Source organism: Paenibacillus wulumuqiensis, from assembly GCF_000971965.1.
Taxonomy (GTDB): Bacteria; Bacillota; Bacilli; order Paenibacillales; family Paenibacillaceae; genus Saccharibacillus; species Saccharibacillus wulumuqiensis.
This window is the reverse complement of sequence record NZ_LAQP01000013.1, coordinates 164,432-183,876: the sequence shown is the minus strand read 5'-3', so window position 1 is coordinate 183,876 and position 19,445 is coordinate 164,432. Positions and strand designations below refer to the sequence as shown.

At 45.9% G+C, this 19,445-nt stretch carries 23 protein-coding genes; all 23 read right to left on the bottom strand.

All coding sequences use genetic code 11. The features are described from left to right. Window positions 1–15 precede the first annotated feature (15 nt). Window positions 16–813, bottom strand: coding sequence for a flagellar biosynthetic protein FliR (gene fliR / locus WH45_RS15745; protein ID WP_046215373.1), 798 nt, complete (start codon window positions 811–813; stop codon window positions 16–18). A gap of 11 nt (window positions 814–824) precedes the next feature. Continuing rightward, window positions 825–1,094 (bottom strand): flagellar biosynthesis protein FliQ, encoded by a 270-nt coding sequence (fliQ, locus tag WH45_RS15740; RefSeq protein WP_046215372.1) that lies wholly within the window; start codon window positions 1,092–1,094, stop codon window positions 825–827. A 37-nt stretch (window positions 1,095–1,131) separates the two neighbouring features. After that, on the bottom strand, window positions 1,132–1,899 hold the full coding sequence (gene fliP / locus WH45_RS15735) for a flagellar type III secretion system pore protein FliP (protein WP_046215371.1): 768 nt from the start codon (window positions 1,897–1,899) through the stop codon (window positions 1,132–1,134). Then, window positions 1,896–2,405 carry a flagellar biosynthetic protein FliO gene (locus tag WH45_RS15730; RefSeq protein ID WP_235338397.1) on the bottom strand — a complete coding sequence of 170 codons (510 nt, stop codon included), beginning with the start codon at window positions 2,403–2,405 and terminating at the stop codon, window positions 1,896–1,898. The genes fliP and WH45_RS15730 overlap by 4 nt, the downstream gene beginning before the upstream one ends. Window positions 2,406–2,438: 33 nt before the next feature. After that, window positions 2,439–2,804, bottom strand: coding sequence for a response regulator (locus WH45_RS15725; RefSeq protein WP_017813687.1), 366 nt, complete (start codon window positions 2,802–2,804; stop codon window positions 2,439–2,441). 27 nt (window positions 2,805–2,831) lie between these two features. Further along, a complete protein-coding gene (gene fliY / locus WH45_RS15720; RefSeq protein WP_046215369.1) occupies window positions 2,832–4,139 on the bottom strand; it encodes a flagellar motor switch phosphatase FliY in 1,308 nt (435 codons plus the stop codon). Further along, on the bottom strand, window positions 4,129–5,127 hold the full coding sequence (gene fliM / locus WH45_RS15715; RefSeq protein WP_046215368.1) for a flagellar motor switch protein FliM: 999 nt from the start codon (window positions 5,125–5,127) through the stop codon (window positions 4,129–4,131). Before fliM ends, fliY begins: the two co-directional genes overlap by 11 nt. Window positions 5,128–5,193: 66 nt before the next feature. Then, entirely contained in the window at window positions 5,194–5,676 is a 483-nt protein-coding gene (locus tag WH45_RS15710; protein WP_046215367.1) for a flagellar basal body-associated FliL family protein, read from the bottom strand. Further along, a complete protein-coding gene (locus WH45_RS15705) occupies window positions 5,673–5,897 on the bottom strand; it encodes a flagellar FlbD family protein (protein WP_046215366.1) in 225 nt (74 codons plus the stop codon). The genes WH45_RS15710 and WH45_RS15705 overlap by 4 nt, the downstream gene beginning before the upstream one ends. An 81-nt stretch (window positions 5,898–5,978) precedes the next feature. Beyond that, on the bottom strand, window positions 5,979–6,797 hold the full coding sequence (gene flgG, locus WH45_RS15700; RefSeq protein WP_046215365.1) for a flagellar basal body rod protein FlgG: 819 nt from the start codon (window positions 6,795–6,797) through the stop codon (window positions 5,979–5,981). Between the two features lie 96 nt (window positions 6,798–6,893). Continuing rightward, on the bottom strand, window positions 6,894–7,274 hold the full coding sequence (locus tag WH45_RS15695; protein ID WP_046215364.1) for a TIGR02530 family flagellar biosynthesis protein: 381 nt from the start codon (window positions 7,272–7,274) through the stop codon (window positions 6,894–6,896). Continuing rightward, window positions 7,271–8,035 carry a flagellar hook capping FlgD N-terminal domain-containing protein gene (locus WH45_RS15690; protein WP_052723810.1) on the bottom strand — a complete coding sequence of 255 codons (765 nt, stop codon included), beginning with the start codon at window positions 8,033–8,035 and terminating at the stop codon, window positions 7,271–7,273. Before WH45_RS15690 ends, WH45_RS15695 begins: the two co-directional genes overlap by 4 nt. 21 nt (window positions 8,036–8,056) lie before the next feature. Continuing rightward, the gene (locus tag WH45_RS15685; protein ID WP_046215363.1) at window positions 8,057–9,475 is read right to left on the bottom strand and encodes a flagellar hook-length control protein FliK; all 1,419 of its coding nucleotides are present in this window, start codon (window positions 9,473–9,475) and stop codon (window positions 8,057–8,059) included. Window positions 9,476–9,579: 104 nt separating this feature from the next. Beyond that, window positions 9,580–10,521 carry a MotE family protein gene (locus WH45_RS15680; protein ID WP_046215362.1) on the bottom strand — a complete coding sequence of 314 codons (942 nt, stop codon included), beginning with the start codon at window positions 10,519–10,521 and terminating at the stop codon, window positions 9,580–9,582. Window positions 10,522–10,625: 104 nt separating this feature from the next. Next, window positions 10,626–11,069, bottom strand: coding sequence for a flagellar export protein FliJ (gene fliJ / locus WH45_RS15675; RefSeq protein ID WP_046215361.1), 444 nt, complete (start codon window positions 11,067–11,069; stop codon window positions 10,626–10,628). A gap of 6 nt (window positions 11,070–11,075) precedes the next feature. Next, window positions 11,076–12,395: a flagellar protein export ATPase FliI gene (gene fliI, locus WH45_RS15670; RefSeq protein ID WP_046215360.1), complete on the bottom strand. Its 1,320-nt coding sequence runs from the start codon at window positions 12,393–12,395 to the stop codon at window positions 11,076–11,078. Beyond that, window positions 12,388–13,236, bottom strand: coding sequence for a FliH/SctL family protein (locus WH45_RS15665; protein ID WP_046215359.1), 849 nt, complete (start codon window positions 13,234–13,236; stop codon window positions 12,388–12,390). The genes fliI and WH45_RS15665 overlap by 8 nt, the downstream gene beginning before the upstream one ends. Next, window positions 13,229–14,242: a flagellar motor switch protein FliG gene (gene fliG / locus WH45_RS15660; RefSeq protein WP_046215358.1), complete on the bottom strand. Its 1,014-nt coding sequence runs from the start codon at window positions 14,240–14,242 to the stop codon at window positions 13,229–13,231. Before fliG ends, WH45_RS15665 begins: the two co-directional genes overlap by 8 nt. A 13-nt stretch (window positions 14,243–14,255) precedes the next feature. Continuing rightward, on the bottom strand, window positions 14,256–15,857 hold the full coding sequence (gene fliF, locus WH45_RS15655; protein WP_046215357.1) for a flagellar basal-body MS-ring/collar protein FliF: 1,602 nt from the start codon (window positions 15,855–15,857) through the stop codon (window positions 14,256–14,258). A 45-nt stretch (window positions 15,858–15,902) separates the two neighbouring features. After that, entirely contained in the window at window positions 15,903–16,217 is a 315-nt protein-coding gene (gene fliE / locus WH45_RS15650; protein WP_017813672.1) for a flagellar hook-basal body complex protein FliE, read from the bottom strand. Window positions 16,218–16,247: 30 nt separating this feature from the next. After that, on the bottom strand, window positions 16,248–16,697 hold the full coding sequence (gene flgC / locus WH45_RS15645) for a flagellar basal body rod protein FlgC (RefSeq protein WP_046215356.1): 450 nt from the start codon (window positions 16,695–16,697) through the stop codon (window positions 16,248–16,250). Window positions 16,698–16,699: 2 nt separating this feature from the next. Next, window positions 16,700–17,113: a flagellar basal body rod protein FlgB gene (gene flgB, locus WH45_RS15640; RefSeq protein ID WP_046215355.1), complete on the bottom strand. Its 414-nt coding sequence runs from the start codon at window positions 17,111–17,113 to the stop codon at window positions 16,700–16,702. 856 nt (window positions 17,114–17,969) lie between these two features. Continuing rightward, the gene (hslU, locus tag WH45_RS15635) at window positions 17,970–19,379 is read right to left on the bottom strand and encodes an ATP-dependent protease ATPase subunit HslU (protein ID WP_046215354.1); all 1,410 of its coding nucleotides are present in this window, start codon (window positions 19,377–19,379) and stop codon (window positions 17,970–17,972) included. Window positions 19,380–19,445: the final 66 nt, after the last annotated feature.

Genomic DNA, 19,445 nt, shown 5'->3' with positions numbered 1-19,445 from the left:
TCCCTTCCTCCGAGTCTACTTGGGCTGTGGAGCTGTGCCGATTACTTTCAATAAAGACTGCATCGCCTGAAATAGCTGTCCAAACAAATTTTCGAAAATAAAGGCAAAACTTGGTGTCAGCAGCATCAGCATGAACAGACCGACAATAATTTTGACCGGTACTCCGATAACAAAGATATTGAACTGCGGAGCACTCCGTGCGAGGAACCCGAGTCCCACATCCGTCAGGAACATTGCTACAACGATCGGTGCTGCCATTTGAAATGCGATCATAAACGAGTTGCTGAAGGTACGAATAAGAAATTCGCTGATGGAGCCATCCATCATCTTACTCATAATCTCTGCATCCAGTGGTATCCAATCATAACTGTACAATACCGATTGAATCAGATAGTGATGACCGTTCATGCTCAGGAACAGCAGTATGGCAAACATGTATTTGAAGTTACCGATCATCGGTGCCGAAGCTCCTGTCAGCGGGTCAAACACACTCGCTATACCAAAACCGGTCTGAATATCAATAAAGGAACCGGCCATTTGAATAACCGTGAACATCAGATAAGCGACATAACCGAGCAGCAACCCGATCAATACTTCGCGAAGAACGAGCAGTACGTATATTCCCGGTTCCTCGGATATGGTGACTGATGTTCCTTTGAGAAGGAAAATTAAAAGCGAGATAAAAAGAGCGATCCCTATCTTAAACGTATTCGGTACGCTTCGGGACGAGAAAATAGGTGAAACTACAAAAAAAGCGGTCATTCGACAAAAAATAAGCAAAAAAACAGGAAAACTTTGCTGCAGTATCTCCATAAGCAATCAGCCTAACCAATGTATTTGTATAAATTGCCGAGGATATCACCAGTGTAATCAACCATAACTGTCAATATCCACGGACCAAATAACAACAGTGCGAGCATTACAGCTACGATTTTAGGTACAAAGGCAAGAGTTTGCTCCTGGATTTGTGTAGTCGCCTGGAAAATACTCACAACCAGACCGACTACCAGTCCAAGAATAAGCATCGGGGCACTGATTTTTAAAACGGTGTATACCGCCTGTCCCGCCATACCGATGATAAACTCCGAACTCATGATTTACCTCCCTTAATGCGGTGTTTTGGGTGCTGCACTAATTAAAACTAATCAATAGCGATTTGACGATAAGATACCAGCCATCGACCAGCACAAATAGCAAAATTTTGAAAGGAAGTGAAATCATTACAGGTGGTAGCATCATCATACCCATGGCCATCAGTACACTCGCTACTACGATGTCGATGACAAGAAACGGTATAAAGACCATAAAGCCCATCTGGAAAGCTGTCTTGAGTTCACTAATTGCATAGGATGGAACCATGACCGAGAGCGGAATGTCCTGTACATTGTTTGGCTTTGGAGTACCGGTGTAATTCAGGAAAAGAAGCAGGTCTTTTTCTCTCGTATGCTTGAACATGAATTCCTTGATCGGCTTCTCTGCCGCCTTCAAAGCCTGCGTCTGGGTAATATCACCCTGCAGGTAAGGCTGTAAAGCAACTTCATTCATCTGGGATAATGTGGGTGACATAATGAAGATAGTTAAAAATAAAGCCAGTCCTACCAGTACCTGATTGGGAGGCATCTGGTTAGTCCCTAATGAAGTCCGGACAAAGCTGAGCACAATCACAATACGTGTAAAACTGGTCATTAATACCAGAAAAGATGGCGCTATGCTAATGAGTGTAATCATAAGCAAAATAGACAGCGAACTGGTCGCCGGGCCATCCGCTGCATTATCATTATTGCCGATCTGAATATCGATATTCGGTATCGGATCAGCAGTTGCAGCAAATATAGGGTGAACCGATAAGAAGCTGGCTAGAAAAAGCATCATAAAGGTTAATATCAGCTTTTTTTTCATGAATCCCTCGACCGATCTGTAGAATCTTCCTCTTTCAGCAGTTCCTCCATCTTCTGCCGGCGATTCGGAATCTGGCGCAGTTTGCTTTCGAATACTTCCTGGAAAGCATCCGTATCACCAAGTTCTTCTTCTTGCACGGAAGACTTAGGACGGAAACGGTTGCTGAGTTTGGAGATTAGCGGAGTAAGAATGTTATTCTGCTCCACCGATTCGGATTGAAATGAGCTTATAATCAGCTCTGCCTCTTCGGGATCAGAGATTTTATCCACAAGGGTAATATCATCTCCTACACCGATCAGATAGACGCTGCTGCCAATCTCAATCACCTGTAGCGACTTGTTTGGGCCCATAGCTACCCCGCCTATGGTGCGGATGGCACGGCGGGACAACCAGGTTTGATTTTTCCTGCCCAGGAACCGAAGCAGTAAAATAATTAGGCCTATTATTACAGCCAAGACGATTATAACCCAAACTAGGTTTAGGATATAATCGCCTGTTCCTCCCATTGTGGCTGCTGAACCTGACATGGGAATATTCTCCTATACTCCGAGCGTCTTGCTAATCGCTTCAATAACACGATCAGCCTGGAAAGGTTTTACGATAAAGTCTTTGGCTCCTGCTTGAATCGCATCGATAACCATGGCCTGCTGACCCATCGCTGAACACATGATTACTTTGGCTCCGCCATCCATCTTTTTAATTTCTTTCAATGCAGCAATGCCGTCCATCTCAGGCATTGTGATGTCCATGGTAACCAGATCCGGACGAAGTTCCTTAAATTTCTCTACTGCCTGTGCTCCGTCTTGAGCTTCTCCTACCACTTCGTATCCATTTTTAGTCAAAATATCCCGGATCATCATTCTCATAAAAGCTGCATCATCCACGATAAGAATTCGGTTTGCCATTGATTTAAAATCCTCCCTGAGTGATCTTTATTGTATTTTTTGAATTCGGTCCCACTGGCTTACGATATCTGTGACACGGACACCAAAGTTTTCATCAATAACGACAACTTCGCCTTTGGCGATCAGTTTGTTGTTAACCAGGATGTCTACCGGTTCCCCCGCCAATTTGTCCAGTTCAATAATCGCTCCCTGGGACAATTCAAGTATATCTTTAATTTGCCGTTGGGTCCTTCCTAATTCTACGGTGACTTTGAGTGGAATGTCCATCAGTAAGTTCAAATTATTTTCATCCAGGTTAGGAGGAGCTCCTGCGCCGAAGTTAGCAAATTGAACCGGTTGGACATTAACCTCTCTGCCTGCCGGTGCGCCATAGTGCTGTGGTGCCTGCGGATATGGCTGTGGCGGCATACCGTAACCCGGAGGATACGGATATGGAGGATACGGCGGATAAGGCTGATCAGGCATGCCATATGGAGGCTGCTGGCCATAGCCCGGCATTCCCTGCGGTGGCATCATTGGCGGCGCAGCAGGCTGCTCAGGAGCTTGTTGCGGCGGCATGGCTGCCTGCGGTGGTGCTGCCTGTGGAGGCGCTGCAGGAGCGGCTGGTGCACTTGGTACAGGCTGCTCAGGAGCAGCTTCCTCTCCGCCATTGATCAGAATATCTACCATGTACTTGGCAAATTCTACAGTAATCAGCTGCATGATAGTGGAATCAATCAGATCTCCAATCAATAAACGGAAAGAAATCTTGATTAATGTCTCCTCCGCTGGCAGCATGCTTACGCCCTGATCATTACTTACATCCAGGATATCAATTCCCGGTGGTGAGATATTAACAAACCGGTTGAAGATGGTCGACATCGAAGTGGCAGATGATCCCATCATCTGGTTCATGGCTTCCTGTACAGCGCTGACATGAATTTCGTTTAACTCTTCGTCCTTGGGATGTCCTTCACCTCCGAGCATCAAGTCCGCAATTACCTGAGCATCACGTGTTTGGATGACAAGAGAGTTAATTCCCTGGAATCCATCCACATACTCGACATGGACCGCTACATGCGGCTTGGGAAATTCATTTTCAAATTCAGTACGGGTAATGATGCCTACCTGTGGAGTAGTAATATCCACTTTTTGTCCCAACAGGGTCGATAATGCGGTTGCTGCACTACCAAATGTGATATTTCCGATTTCTCCAAGCGCATCCTGTTCCAGTGGAGTCAGAAAATCATCCACACTCTGTCCGGAAGTTCCTGAGGCTGCACTGTCATCATCACCGGATGATTGCTTAAGCAAAGCGTCAATCTCTTCCTGTGACAAATAATCTTTACTCGTCAATTTCTTCCACTCCTTCACTGACGATCTCGTCAATCTGAACGGCTACCCGGTCTTTTACCGTACCCGGGCTTCCTATAAATTTAAGCTGATTGCCTACTTTTATGGATAGTGAATCATGTACCGGTTTATTAAGCGAAATGACATCACCCACCGATAAGCTTAAAAACTCCTGAATGGATAATCGCGAATCACCCAGCTCAGCAATGATTGGCAGTTGTGCACGATTCACACGATACTCGAGTGCTTCCACTTCTTCTCGTGCCGGTTCTTTTTTCTGAGAAACGAACCAGTGATGTGCAGAAAGCTTGGTCATGATTGGTTCAATAACAACATGTGGAATACAAAGGTTAATCATCCCTGTCGTATCGCCAATTTTGGTACTCAGCGAGATCAGGGCAATCGTTTCATTCGGAGATACCAGTGACATAAATTGCGGGTTGGTCTCCAGTGCTTCCATACGTGGAGACAGATCAATCACTGTCTTCCATGCTTCCTGCAAGCTTTCGAACGTACGGCTGAACACACGCTCGATGATTGTAGTCTCAATCTCAGTGAGTGCATTGATTTTGGAAGGTGCTGTACCGGTACCGCCAAGCAGGCGATCCAGCATCGCAAAAGCGATATTCGGATGAACTTCCAGTACCATCCGGCCTTCCAGTGGTTCAGCTTCAAAAATGTTCAAAATCGTCATTTTAGGAATAGAGCGTATAAATTCGTCATAAGGAAGCTGCTCGACCTGAACAACATTAATTTGTACAAAAGTGCGAAGCTGCGCTGAAAAATACGTAGTCAGATAACGTGCAAAGTTCTCATGAATCCGGGTCAAACTCCGGATATGATCCTTGGAAAATCGGACTGCCCGTTTAAAGTCGTATACTCTAACCTTTTTCTGGGTCTCTTCCTTTTTGAGTTCCTCCGCATCCATTTCCCCGGAAGAAAGTGCCGCCAATAGGGCATCAATCTCACCTTGGGATAATACATCTACCATAATCTCACCCCCTTACGATAGTAAACTGATTCATTGTTAAGATTAGGTTGATTCCAGCTTTCTCTATTAAATGGAGCTTACGATGCGGTCGGATACCTGTACGTCTACCAGCTTGCCACCTTCGGCAGGCAATGCACTGTTAATCAATTTGAGCAGTTTGGCATCCAGCTGATCAATGCCCTTGGCACTGTTGAGGTCCTCCGGATTGGTGTCTGCCAGCGTTCTTACAATAATCGGTTTAACCTTCAGATCCTTGATCAGATCAAAGTTGGCCTTGGCGTCTTCATCGGCGAGTTGAAAGGAAAAGCTGATTTTCACTACATAGGAAGGGTCTGCCAGGTTTGTTGTCATATCCGTGATGTCCGATGATACAGCTGCAATCTCTGTCGCTGTCATACTTTCCAATTTGGCTTTCTCGGCCGCCGCGGCTTCAGCAGCAGTAGTTGGTTTCTTTTCACCAAACATATTTCCCATCAGGAAAAATGCAACCACACCAATCAATCCCAGCGCCAGTACCCCGCTAATTATCCAGGGTAGTAACTTTTTCATTCCAATTCCTCCATATGCTGCACCTTAATTGTTCCAGTAAGTGTGCCTATACTTTTATTGTATTCTTGAACCAGACTCGTTACCTGTGCCGCCTTTTCCAATACAATCAGACGCTTACCTGTGGTTAAGGTGATGTAGGTATCAGGCGTTTCTTCCACCATTTCGATTAGCAGGGCATTAAGCCACATGGGGGAACCGTTAAGCCGCGTGACAGGGATCATATATACCCTCCTTGAAAGTTACTTGCTATAGAGAAGAGGGAGAAGATAATATTCCTCCCTCTATCTATCTATCTATCTAGATTATCGTTTCAGGTTAACAACTTCCTGAAGGATCTCATCAGAAGTGGTAATGATACGGGAGTTCGCCTGGAAACCACGCTGTGCTACGATCATCTCGGTAAATTCACCAGTCAGATCGACGTTGGACATTTCCAGCTGACCAGCTACGATTGCGCCTGTACCATTCTCAGTATCTGCACCGGTCAGCAATTCAATCGTACCCTCGGGGTTGGCGTTCGGCGTTACACGATAAAGACTGCCACCGATTTTTTCCAGACCACCCGGGTTTACCACTTTGGCAATACCCAACTGAGGACCTGCTTCAGTTGTGCCATCTGCCAGTGTATACAGCAGAGTACCGTTATTTTGAATACTGAAGGAAACGGCAGCTTCATTAATCTGAATCGGTTCTCCACCGCTATCAACCACAAATGCTCCATCCGATGTTACGAGCTGGCGGGAAGCATCGACATGGAAGTCACCGGCACGTGTCAGGTAAGGAACTTCCTGCTCTGCAGACAGCTTGATAGCGAAGAAACCATCGCCATCGATACGCAGGTCTGTCGGGTTATTTGTTGTCTGTGCACTCCCTGCCAGATGAAGAGTATCAATCGAAGAAGTTTTCACACCCAGACCTACCTGCTGAGCGTTTACCCCACCGCTTTCTCCGTCTACTGGAGCCGTTACCCCTTTGGTAGTCTGGCTCAGGATATCCTGGAACATGACACGGGAGCTTTTGAAACCTGTTGTATTTACGTTTGCGATGTTGTTACCGATGACGTCCAGTTTGGTTTGAAAACCTTTCATACCTGAAACGCCGGAATACATGGATCTTATCATTAATACTTCCTCCTAATGAATGCATAATGTGGTGGTTGAGACTGCGTCAGTCGGTCGGCAGTCTCCTGGCTCTCCATTACTGGTCCGGCCAGAGAATTAAATAATTACAGCACTATCAATCTGAGTGAATACATTATCTTTCATTGAGTTGCCATCCATGGCGGTAACAACGGTCCTATTGGGCACATTGACGATAAGAGCGACATTGTTTTGCATTAAAATCAATGAATCTTTGGAGCCTTTGGCGGCGGCTTTATCAATCGCCTGATTCAAACTGTTCATCTGCTCACTGCTAAATTCAATTCCTCGTTGCTCCAGACGCTTGGAAGCGTGATTGCTGAACTTGAGCATGTTCTGATCCAGAATGTTTTGAAACTCATTGGGTTTGGAACCTGATATCGTACTTTTACTGCGTCCCAGCAATCCGGAATTGATATTGGACGGATACAGCTGGCCTACTTGAATGGGGCCGCTCATGACACCGCAGCCTCTGGATCTGCTGCTGTATTGCTTTCTTCAGCCGCTTGATTATTGGCTTGTGTATCCGTTGTAGATGAAGCAGGTACAGTCTGGGTGTTCTCTGCTGCTGGTGCTGTCGGTTGAGCAGATGCATCCGTTGGAACAGCAGAAGCTGTCTCGGTCTCTGCAGCAGCTGGTGCAGTCGTTGCCGGGCTATCTGTTGCCGCAGGTGAAGTATTACTTGCAGCCGGTGTTGCCGTAGTACTCGCTGGCGTCTGTGTCGCTGTACTTGCAGCTGGTGTCGCTTCAGCCGCTTTGGATGTCGCCGTTTCCACTTTTGCAATCAGTGTTAATGGAACTGCGTCTGCGCCTACCTGTGCGTATTGAACTCCGCCCTTCATAACGATACCTTCTACGATGCCTGTTTCATAAGTGGATGTTTTCTCGCCTGTTTTGCTGTCTGTTGCTTCATTAAGCCAGGTGACCTTCTTGCCGATCAGCTCTGAAGAAGCTCCTAATGAAGTATCGACAGATCCTTTCAGATTATCAAGCTTTTCTCCGATTTTTGTTAATTGTGTCAGTGAGGAGAACTGAGCCATCTGAGCGATAAACTGTGAGTTATCCATAGGCGACATGGGATCCTGGTTTTTCAATTGAGCTACCAGCAGCGCCATAAATTGATCTTGTCCCAACTCCGTTTTCGGGTTGGCTGCGGCCGTTTTTACATTACTTGCGGAATAGTTCGGCCATGTATTCGATGTGGAAATCAAATTCGGCAAAACATTCACCTCCATCCATAATTAAGCTTTAGCTACATACGTACTGCCATAAGCAGTCATATTGGCGGTTCCTGCACTCATTCTCTCTCCACGCCATTCATTCAGTTCATTACCAAGCTCTGCTGCCAGAATCGCATCGTCATTTTGTTCTTCTTTGGATTTGGATCGGCGTCCGGATTGCTGCTGGTCGGAACCAGACTGGAATCCTTGTCCCCCATTATATATATCGGATTGTAACGAAGAACTTTGAGTGACTTCGAGTTTTTCTACCTGAAGTCCCTGAGCTTGAAGTGCCGAGCGAAGCTGTGACATTTGCTGCTCCAGTATATCTTTGGCTCCATGCTTTTCCGTAACAAACTGCGCGATTAGCTGTCCATCTTGAATGCTGATCTTAACATCAACCTGTCCCAGCTGTTCCGGATTCAAAATAATCTTGGCTTCGGATACACCGTTAAGCTGCTGAATATCAAACTTGCTTACGATAAATTTCCCCATCTCCTGGGAAAAATTTTGTGCATTAATGGTTGGTGGTGGTGCAGCGGTCGTCAATGGTGTAGAATCAGCTTTCATTGCCAGCTGGCCGGCAGTTACGATTACCGGTTCTTGATGCTGTGTCTGAGTCGCTGCAGCTTCTGTACTCTCTACTGCACTTGCTGTCTGAAATGTTGAAGCACTATTTACAGTCTCGGAATCTTGAGCAGCGACTACCTGAAATGGTGTGTTTGACTGTTGTTGATTACCAGTTTGTCCACCACTGGCTTGTCCACCTGTAGATTCGCCTGATTTTTGCAGTACATTCTGAAGCTCATTCAGGAGCTGCTCCAGCTTGGGTTCAGCTTGCTGACTTCCACTCTGTACAGCCTGAAGTTTGTCAACGACCTGGGATACTGCATCAGCTACTGCAAACCGCAGTGTCTCTGGCTGTTGTGCAATCGCCGGAAGTGTTGCTGTCAGCGGTTGTGCTGTCTGTTGTCCGACAGCTGCCTGAGCCGTATCTGTACCTTCTCCCTGTGCTTCGGAACCTTCTCCCGATAATACCTGTTGTACCTGAACCAACCATCCTTGCAGCGATTGCATCAGGTTAGGATCACTTACTATGGAAGCATCCATATCTTCCAGCTTACCGAGGAGATCATCCAGTAACTTGCCAACTTTCTCTACTTGCTCTCCCTGACTCCCTTCCATGTTGTCCTGGTTACCGGAAATCATTTGTTGAAGCATTTCCAGTAACGAAGCGGCAGAACCCATAACTCCTGCAGAAACCTGACCGGCCATCGAAGTAGTTGCAGCAGTGCCTGCTGTTCCCGCGGAACCCATTACGTACGTCAGCGCCTGATTAAATCCTGCGGCTGCTGTACTTCCTGTTCCTCCAGCTGAAGCTGTTGCCGGGGTCTTGGCTGTTGCTGCTGTTGTTGTCATGTTTTGAAGTATCATGCTCATATACTAATTATCACCTACCGAGGGGCAAATTTTAATAAGAAGGAATTCCTGCTTATGACTGTTTTCGTTAGAATAGGAAATGATTCCGATCCTTCCTAGTGAGGTTAGTTCGCCATCAAACGGTTTACAATTTGAGCAGTTCCAGCCGGATCCTCAGCAGACATGGCTGATAGAATTCCAGCCCGTGTAGAATCGTCTATCGTGTTCAGAACCTGCAGCACCTTGCCCTGGCTTACCTTTGCGGTTTGCAGCAGCAATGATGCAGCACTGTTGGCTGGCATTGTTGTAAAGGTTTGCGCGAGTGCCTCGCTATCAAGCTTCGTACTTGCTGTAACTGTTGGCGTTGGCGTGCTGCTCGTTTTCACCTGCAGCGCAGCCAGGCTTGCTTCTGTGGCATTTTTCAAAGCCAGTGAGGTATCGGCAGCTGCTTTTGGGTCCATTTTCTGTAAAATGCTTGCCTGGTCCTGAGAGTTCATTTTGCTGAAAATCAGTATCTGTTCATCTGTAGTCATATTCTGTATAATCGCTGCCGCTTTGGAAGCGCTCATATCGGAGTACACATTCGCCAGATTTTTCAGCTGTTTGTCCTGCTCGGTTGGTGTAGTAACCGTACTTGCAGCTCCTGCTGGCGCTGTACCGGCTGCAGGTGTAGTTGCTGTACCTGTTGCTCCACCATTTGCGGCTGGAGTCTGGCTTTTCAGCTGATCCTGAAGCTTTTTGAGCTCCTGGGCCTGTGTAGCCTGTGCTTTCTTCGCCTCGTCCAGCTGCTGCTTTAACTGCTCTACAGTTGCTGCGTTACTTTCACTTTGATTGGATGCAACATCTGTGCTATTACCTTTATCGGCAGATGGGACCCAATTTTTCACTATAGGAATTTTATCCAGTGTGTTGAACATGCTTTGTCGTAAATCCACATTGAATAACATTACGATTGCGCCTACCAATACAAGGGTAAACAGAATTGGAGTAGCGATAAAAAGAAATCTTCCGAGCCCGCCTGACTCTTTTTCCACATCGACATCCAAATCCAGATTTTTCTTTGCCACGGTAATCCTCCTTGAGCAAAAACATCCTTCATGATTCTTCACTGATCAGGTAAGCCATGTACATTCTCAGCTTCCGGGTGCTGTTAGACGGATCAGATTACAATCTATTTCGATTGCATAGCGAATCGTACAGTCGCCATCTCATCCAGTTCATTTTGCTCACGCAGCATATTCTCCTGCATGAATTTTGCTTTTGCTTTATCTTTGGCCTGAAGCCATACTTTTTCATCGACCATTTTCTCGGTTAAATGAAGCTTTTTGTGTTCCACATTTACTTGTGCCTGGTGAACATCCGATATTTTTTTGGAAATACATTGATCCAGATAGACAATATAACGCTGCATATCCTGTAATTCCGATATGGGAGCACACTGCTCAATAGCCTGATTAATAGCTTCCAGTGTGCGGTTCTGATCTTCCAGTAACTGCTCCAGTGATTGTTCTTGTGCCTGTAACTCGCCCAAAGCTGTGGATAAAAGCCATTCTGCCTGGTTTTTAGCACTTGATTTAATGTCTACAACCTTTTGAAAGTTATACTGGAAATTCATAACTCATCAGCTCCTCACAAATTCGGAAATCATCTGCTCTTGCGCATCGGTTAGTGTCGTCTTCTCATGCACCTTTTGTTTTGTAAAATTCCAGACATCCTTGATCCGTTCGATCGCTTCATCGATATCCGGACTGGATCCCCTCTGGTAGGCACCAATATTAATTAAATCTTCGGATTCTTTATATACAGACATCAGACGCTTCATATTGTTGGCGGCATCAGTCTGTTCTTCCGTTACAATATCCTTCATAACCCGGCTGATACTGGCAAGTACGTCGATTGCCGGGAACTGTCCTTTATTGGCAATTGCCCGGTTGAGTACAATATGTCCATCAAGGATACCACGTACCGCATCCGCTATCGGCTCATTCATATCATCCCCATCTACCAGTACCGTATAGAATGCTGTAATGGAACCATTTGGTCCTGTACCGGCACGCTCCAGCAGTTTGGGTAATCCGGCAAATACCGACGGTGTATATCCGCGCATGGCGGGTGGTTCGCCGACAGCAAGACCAATCTCACGTTGAGCCATCGCATAACGGGTAACCGAGTCCATCATAAACATGACGTTCATACCCCGATCACGGAAATATTCTGCGATAGTTGTGGCAATTAAGGCCCCTTTAAGACGGATAAGCGCCGGTTGGTCTGAGGTCGCTACGATGACTATCGAACGCTGTAGCCCTTCCGGCCCTAGATCACGCTCGATAAAGTCACGTACTTCACGTCCCCGCTCCCCAATAAGGGCAATGACGTTCACATCCGCTTCGGTATTGCGGGCAATCATGCCCATCAGTGTACTTTTACCAACCCCGGAACCAGCAAAGATACCTACCCGCTGTCCTTTGCCAATTGTCAGCAGGCCGTCAATGGCTCGTACGCCCACGCTCATCGGATCCTGTACTCTCGGACGGGTCATCGGGTTGGGAGGTGTATTAAAGGTCGAATAGTGAGTCATACGTGCCGGAAGCAATGACCCATCGAGCGGCTGTCCAAGGCCATCCAGCACCTTACCCAGCAGTTCGGAGCCTACCTGTACCGTCAGCGGTTTGCCTGTACCGACAACGTCACAGCCTGGGCCGATCGATTGCAGTTCCCCCAGCGGCATTAACAGCACCTTGTTATCCCGGAACCCGACCACTTCGGCACGAAGTGGATCGGCACCCTTGGTAGGATAGATGTAACATAGTTCTCCGATGCTGGCATCAGGTCCTTCGGATTCAACCATAAGCCCAATAACCTGGGTTACTTTACCATTAATTCGTACTGGATCAAGCTGTTTGATATATTCCAGATAACGACCAGCATTCAGATCAAACATTCGCATTACCCCGCTCTTCATCATGGAGTGCCAAACGAAGAAGTTCTTTTTTCAGTTCTGCCAGCTGGGTATCCACACGTGCATCCACACTTCCGAATGCTGAGCGGATGACACAGCCGCGGTCACGAACTGTCGCATCCGGGAGAATCTGGAGTTCTGCCTGTGAATCAATAGCCAGTACCAGTTCTTCTCTTGCTGCATGAATAAAATCAAACTGGGAAGGGTTTACACACAATGTGATCAATCCCTGTTCCCGCTTACGGGCAAGCGTCTTCTTAATTAAGGAAAGAACCAGTTCCTGCTGGTCAGCCAGCTCTTTGTCGATAACCTTCTCGGCAATTCCGCAGCTAAGATTAACAAGGAATGGTTCCGCTTCCTGAATAATTTGTTCTTTGGCTTCATAAGCCTGGGTCAGTACCGTCTGAGCTTCCTGCATCATCTCATTAATGCGCTGCTGCATCTCAGTCTCTGCGCGCTGCTGCCCCTCCTCATAGCCTTCCTGGAAAGCTTGAGCCTTAACTGCTTCAATCAGATGCTCGTCCTGTTCACGCCGTTCATCCCACCAGGAAGCAATCATTTCCTGCGCGTTCTGAAGGATACGTTCCGCTTCTTCTGCTGCTTCGCGTACCTGACGTTCTGCGAATTCACGAGCATCCGCAAGCATTTGTTCTTTTAATAAAACGGTTTGTTCATCAATCCGCGGCTGGTCATACACGATGTGTGGAACCTGCTGATGAGCGCCAGCCGCCAGATTGGTTGGTTTGAAATGATCTTTGCTAAGATCCAGTTTTTTAAGAATTTCAACCGGAATATACTGGGATGATTTTATCAAATTAGACAATGATATCATCTCCTCCGCCACGAGCTATGATGATTTCTCCGGATTCTTCGAGTCTACGGATAATGCCTACGATACGACTTTGTGCTTCCTCTACATCTTTAAGACGTACAGGTCCCATGAATTCCATTTCTTCCTTGAACGTGTCTGCCATACGCTTGGACATGTTGCTGAATACCGCTTCGCGTACGTCTTCGCTGGCCACCTTGAGCGCCAGCTGCAGATCTGCATTTTCCAGATCGCGGATAATGCGCTGAATCGAACGATTGTCGACATTGACGATATCTTCGAAAACAAACATCCGTTTTTTGATTTCTTCTGCCAGTTCCGGATCCTGAATTTCCAGGGAATCAAGAATGGTTCTTTCTGTACCGCGATCGACACCATTCAAAATCTGTACGATCGATTCGATACCGCCTGCATTTGTATAATCCTGTGTAACCGTAGAAGAAAGCTTCTGCTCCAGTACACGTTCGATCTGGGCAATAATCTCAGGTGAAGTACTATCCATTACTGCAACTCTACGGGCAACCTCAGCCTGTTTTTCCTGAGGCAGCGACGATAGAATGGAAGCAGCCTGTTCGAACTGCAAGTACGAAAGCACGAGTGCAATCGTCTGCGGGTTCTCATTCTGGATAAAGTTCAAAATCTGACTTGGGTCCGCTTTACGAGCAAAATCGAAAGGACGAACCTGCAGCGTTGCTGTCAGACGATTGATAACTTCCAGTGCTTTGCTTTCTCCGAGTGCTTTTTCCAGGATTTCCTTGGCGTAGTTGATACCACCCTGGGAAATGTATTCCTGTGCCAGACAAATCTGATGGAACTCGGCGATGATAGTATCTTTATCCCCGCTCTCTACTTTGCGTACATTGGCGATTTCCAGTGTAAGCTGTTCGATTTCTTCATCACGTAGGTGTTTAAATATTTGAGCAGATACTTCGGGACCCAAGGCAACCAATAAAATGGCTGCCTTTTGCCGTCCGCTCAGTGGAGCTGTCCCCTTTGCCAATCCCGTTCACCTCTTATTCGTCAGCGAGCCATGTACGCAGCAGATTTACGAATTCGTCCGGTTTCTTTTTCGCCAGTGATTCGAGCTGCTTGCGTACCTGACTATCATTGGTCAAGTTGTCCAAACTAATGGAAGGAAGTTCTGTAACTGGAGGAAGCATAATGTCTTCTCCCATTTCTTCAGCCAGCTGCTGCTGTTTACGACGACGGTAAATAATAAATCCGACAATACCAAGAGCCAAGGCTGCTGCCGCACCGATGATCCAATTCATGTTGGAAGCAAAGAATCCTTCATCGGTTGTTTGGTTGGTAGCGAATGCCTGTGGAATAACATTAACTTTAGCGGTAAGAGCATCTGCATTAGCAGTATAGTCAATTCCATTCTCTGCAAGTGAAGCTCTTACAATGCTTTGCAGCATCTTTTGAATTTCTCCATTTAAATTTTCTTGTGCGGTGGTATCCAAATTAGGATTTGGTTCAATCGCTACTGTAATAGCCAGATCCTGCACATGATAAGGGCTGTCTGCAATTTCATTATGAATCCGGTTAACTTCGTAGTTGATCGTGCTTTGTGATTTCTCGGATTCGTTATTACCGGTGGCTGAGCCACCCGGGTAGGTTGGAGTGTCTGTGCTTCCTGTACCGGCTACGCCGCTGTCAGGTGTGCTTGTGCCTGTGTAGGATTCCTGAATTTCCTGGGCGCTGATCTCGATGCCCTTCATGTTTTCTTCATCTACAGGTTCTACCAGTTCCTCTTTGGATGTTTTTTGATCAAAGTTCAATGTGGAATTTACAAGAACATTAACCCTTTCAGGTCCTACCAGTCTGGCCAAGAATTGTCTTATGTTATTCTCTACGTCAGACTCGTATTTCTTTTGTAAAGCCATATTGTCCTGTACTGCACCGATCAGATCACCACGTCCGCCACCTTTGACTATGGAGACAAGCTCACTGCCGTCTGTACCGTTCGTGATCGTAATATTCTCAATCGGAAGACGAGGTACTGCTGTACTTACGAGGTTGAAATAACCATCAATCGCTTCCTGTGTAAGACGAACGCCCGGTTTGAACTGCATGACTACGGATGCTGTCGCATTATCTTGATCATCGGTTGCTGCAAACAGGCTTTCTTCAGGAAGGTTAATCAGTACTTTTGCATTTTCAACGCCATTCATGTTGCGAAGCAATTGGGATACTTCACCATTCAGTGCGTTGTTGTATTTGACATTAAATTCGTTATCGGTCATCCCGATTGCGGAAGAACTTGTGTTAAACTCGCTGAATCCGATAGAACCATTTTGGATCAAGCCTTGAGATCCTACTGCTACTTTTGCTTGAGCAGCACTCTCTGTTGGTACTGAAATGCTTTTGCCATCCTGGCTTAACTGGTAAGGAATTCCTTGTCCGGTTAAGTACTCCATAACTGCTGCCGAATCTGCAGCATCCATGTCCTGGAAAGCTACCTCATATTCTGTTTTGGAAAATTGTATTGTCAGTACTACGATTGCAATGATGATGAAGGCCAATGTTGATATCAGTAGTATTTTCTGATTTTTATTGAATCTTCTCCAGTATTGGACAATTTTATCTCTATACTGGGCAACTCTCTCATTCACAACGTCACCCCATTCGAAACTGTGCTATGAAACATATCATCCATCTTATAACTGTGTGCGCATGATTTCTTGGTAAGCTTCAATCGCTTTGTTTCGAACCTGAGCGGTCAACTGTAAGCTGAGCATCGACTTCTCTGAAGCGATCATCATCTGGTCGACATCGATTTTACCTACCAAAAACTGGTCATTCATTTTGTGTACCTGTTGTTCCTGAGCTCCCACCTGACTGATCGCATCCTGCAGATAAGAACCAAACTGTTCCATAGCCTGTCCTGGTGTTTCCTGTACCTGTGCAGCTCCTGAAGTCATTTGCAGCGGCGATGCAGCGGACATTCCATTAAACATCGTGTTTTCTATCATTAATTACCCCACCTTCCATTTTTTCACTCATTATTTACCAATTTGTAAAGCCCTGGTAATCATTGCCTTTGAGGCATTCAATGCAGTTACGTTAGCTTCATATGAACGCGAAGCTGATATCATGTCCACCATTTCTTTTAGAGTATCGACATTTGGCATTTTCACATATCCGTTTCTGTCGGCATCCGGATGTGTAGGATTGAATACGAGTTTGAATGGTTCTTTATCTTCATGAATTGCTACTGCTTTCACACCATTTACCCCGTTATTGCCATTCATTGCAGAATTCAGTGCATCGGCAAACGCTGGTTTGTTGGTTGAAAGCACTACTTCTTTGCGGCGGTAAGGAACCGCTTCTCCATTCTCGATCTTCGCTCTCGTTGTCTCGGCATTCGCAATGTTGGAGGATACGACGTCCATCCGCAGCCGCTGGGCTGTCAAAGCTGAAGCACTGATATCAAAACTATTACTTATTTTCATGATTACGCTCCTCCACCTTGAATTGCAGTACGCATCATTTTGATCTGGTGATTCACTTGCTCGATATAAGCATTGTAGCGAAGCTGATTCTCAGCCAGGCTTGTCATTTCCGAGTCCATGTCCACGTTGTTCAAGTTGTTATTCATCACCGTGCTGTTATCCGAGGTAATCATTGCTTTCGGAACACCTCCGGTAGAACCTATCTGGAAATGACGGGGATCCGTAGCATTACCGTGGATCGATCCGTTTGTGCCATCCATCTGCGCTTGAAGCATGTTTTCAAAAGAAACATCGGAACGTTTGAAGTAAGGTGTATCTGCATTGGCAATGTTGTTGGTGATTACTTGTTGTCTCAGGTTGGAAGCGTTAATGGCGCCTTCCAGTCTGCGAAATCCCACATCATTCAGCAAATTCACTCACGTCACCTCTTTCAGTCTGTGATTATATTCTAAATATGGGATGTGAATCTCATACTTTTTTCGATTTGTGCATTCATTCGACAAACATTGCATTTTTTTGTTTGGTTTACTAAGTTTCTGCGTCATATTTCCTAATGATTTGATACCATAAGTTTCCTAGAGAACAGGTTATAACACAATGAGAATAAAGGACTATCTTTTAGCGTATGCGCTCGTTTTTTGTCAATTTTTAAATAATTATTTCCAATTAATATAAGTAATATGACATTTATAGCAGATATTTGTATCAAACTGTTGGGAATAATGCTTTTAATTGGTAATTAAGGCCAGTGATTTCAGGTATAGGATTGGAGGGGAAGATACAACCGGGACAGTAGTTTTGTCCTGAAAAAATGGCTTAAAACCTTGGTTTTACCATTATCAGTCATAATTCATGTACCCTATAGCCTAGTGCGGATTACTTACTAACAATTAATTTATAGCGATCAAAGCTACGAACACTTCTATTTTCTGGAAAAAGTTCGACTTTAGTCAACTTGAGCTCCATTATTTACGAGGTTGGCAGGCTCATTTGCGCATTTGCGCAAATGCAATCATCATAACGTAAACACTAAGAAAAATCTACACTCATTTACTTATTATTACTTGATACGTGCTCATTGTTATATCGGATTACCTTTGATAATGTTGTAGGTGTTTTTGTTATATTCATCATACAATTTTCGCACTTATGAAAACATAGGAAAAAGGCGGGGAACTTGTAAAACAAGCCCCCCACCTTTTTCCTAAAAAACGATATTATGGTTTTGTCCTATTCCTAGACGTACTCCCATAGAATGATTTAACCATGCTATTAAAGAATATACTGGCTCAAATCCCGATCCTGAGCGATATCCTTGAGTTTCTCCTGTACATATTGCGGTGTAATCACAAACCGTTCCAGCGTCAATTCAGGAGCCTCAAAAGAAAGATCTTCAAGCAGCTTCTCCATAATGGTATGCAGACGGCGCGCGCCGATGTTCTCCGTGTTCTGATTGACTGTTGCTGCGATGCCTGCAATCTCCTGAATCGCTCCTTCTGCAAACTCCAGCTCAATATTTTCGGAACGAAGCAGATGTGTATATTGCTGGGTCAGTGCATTTTTAGGTTCCTTCAGGATGCTGACAAAGTCCTCCAGCGTCAGGCTCTCCAGTTCCACCCGGATCGGAAAACGTCCTTGCAGCTCGGGGATCAGATCCGAAGGCTTGGCCGTGTGGAATGCTCCTGCAGCCATAAACAGGATATAATCGGTTTTTACCGCTCCATATTTGGTCATGACGGTAGAACCTTCCACAATCGGCAGAATATCTCGCTGAACACCTTCGCGGGATACATCGGGTCCCGAACCACGGCCAGCACTAGCTACTTTATCAATCTCGTCTATGAAAATGATTCCGGTCTGCTCTGCACGGCGCAGCGATTCCTGGGTCACATCATCCATATCAAGCAGCTTGTTGGCCTCCTGCTGGGTCAATACCTTGCGAGCTTCCTTGATCGGCAGCTTGCGCTTTTTCATCTTTTTGGGCAGAAAGCTTCCCAGCATCTCTTGCATATTCATGCCCATCTGGTCATTGCCCTGGCCCATGAACATATCCATCATATTCGGTGTGCTGTCTTCCACTTCCACCTCGATGATTTGTTCTTCCAGCTTACCCGACAAAAGTTCAAAGCGTACCTGACGCCGTCTCTCCTGAATAGACGTGTCTTCGTTGCGATCTTCCATCGGCTCTTCAGGCTGGTTGCCATTACCGCCAAACAGCATTTCAAAAGGATTACGCTGCATTTTGGCTTTACTGGCAGAAGGAACAAGGATATGGACGATACGTTCATTAGCCGCTTCTTCCGCTCTGTCTTTCACTGCCTCTGTGCGTTCCAGCTTCACCATGCGGATCGCTGTCTCCACCAGATCACGGACCATGGACTCTACGTCGCGTCCTACATAGCCCACTTCAGTGAACTTGGTAGCTTCCACTTTGATAAATGGAGCCTGGACCAGCTTGGCGAGTCTGCGGGCAATTTCTGTTTTACCTACACCTGTAGGACCGATCATCAGAATATTTTTGGGTACAATCTCATCCTGTACGTCTTCCGCCAACAGGCTGCGGCGATAGCGATTACGAAGTGCGACAGCTACAGACTTTTTAGCCTTTTTCTGTCCAACGATATATTTATCCAATTCAGCCACAATCTGTCTCGGTGTCAATGCATTATGATCATTATTCATCTTGTTCCCTCCGTATCCATAAATTCAGAAAGAAAACCGGTGCGTACCGCCCCTGCAAGTAGAGTA

Bases quoted from the DNA above. Each gene is read 5' to 3' on its own strand.
- WH45_RS15710 (WP_046215367.1), bottom strand. From the start codon at position 5,676: ATGAAAAAGTTACTACCCTGGATAATTAGCGGGGTACTGGCGCTGGGA.
- flgG (WP_046215365.1), bottom strand. From the start codon at position 6,797: ATGATAAGATCCATGTATTCCGGCGTTTCAGGTATGAAAGGTTTTCAA.
- WH45_RS15725 (WP_017813687.1), bottom strand. From the start codon at position 2,804: ATGGCAAACCGAATTCTTATCGTGGATGATGCAGCTTTTATGAGAATG.
- fliM (WP_046215368.1), bottom strand. From the start codon at position 5,127: ATGGTAGATGTATTATCCCAAGGTGAGATTGATGCCCTATTGGCGGCA.
- fliJ (WP_046215361.1), bottom strand. From the start codon at position 11,069: ATGAATTTCCAGTATAACTTTCAAAAGGTTGTAGACATTAAATCAAGT.
- fliI (WP_046215360.1), bottom strand. From the start codon at position 12,395: ATGTTTGATCTGAATGCTGGTCGTTATCTGGAATATATCAAACAGCTT.
- hslU (WP_046215354.1), bottom strand. From the start codon at position 19,379: ATGAATAATGATCATAATGCATTGACACCGAGACAGATTGTGGCTGAA.
- fliP (WP_046215371.1), bottom strand. From the start codon at position 1,899: ATGAAAAAAAAGCTGATATTAACCTTTATGATGCTTTTTCTAGCCAGC.
- fliR (WP_046215373.1), bottom strand. From the start codon at position 813: ATGGAGATACTGCAGCAAAGTTTTCCTGTTTTTTTGCTTATTTTTTGT.
- WH45_RS15685 (WP_046215363.1), bottom strand. From the start codon at position 9,475: ATGAGCATGATACTTCAAAACATGACAACAACAGCAGCAACAGCCAAG.
- fliQ (WP_046215372.1), bottom strand. From the start codon at position 1,094: ATGAGTTCGGAGTTTATCATCGGTATGGCGGGACAGGCGGTATACACC.
- WH45_RS15705 (WP_046215366.1), bottom strand. From the start codon at position 5,897: ATGATCCCTGTCACGCGGCTTAACGGTTCCCCCATGTGGCTTAATGCC.
- flgC (WP_046215356.1), bottom strand. From the start codon at position 16,697: ATGAAAATAAGTAATAGTTTTGATATCAGTGCTTCAGCTTTGACAGCC.
- WH45_RS15695 (WP_046215364.1), bottom strand. From the start codon at position 7,274: ATGAGCGGCCCCATTCAAGTAGGCCAGCTGTATCCGTCCAATATCAAT.
- fliE (WP_017813672.1), bottom strand. From the start codon at position 16,217: ATGATAGAAAACACGATGTTTAATGGAATGTCCGCTGCATCGCCGCTG.
- WH45_RS15730 (WP_235338397.1), bottom strand. From the start codon at position 2,405: ATGGGAGGAACAGGCGATTATATCCTAAACCTAGTTTGGGTTATAATC.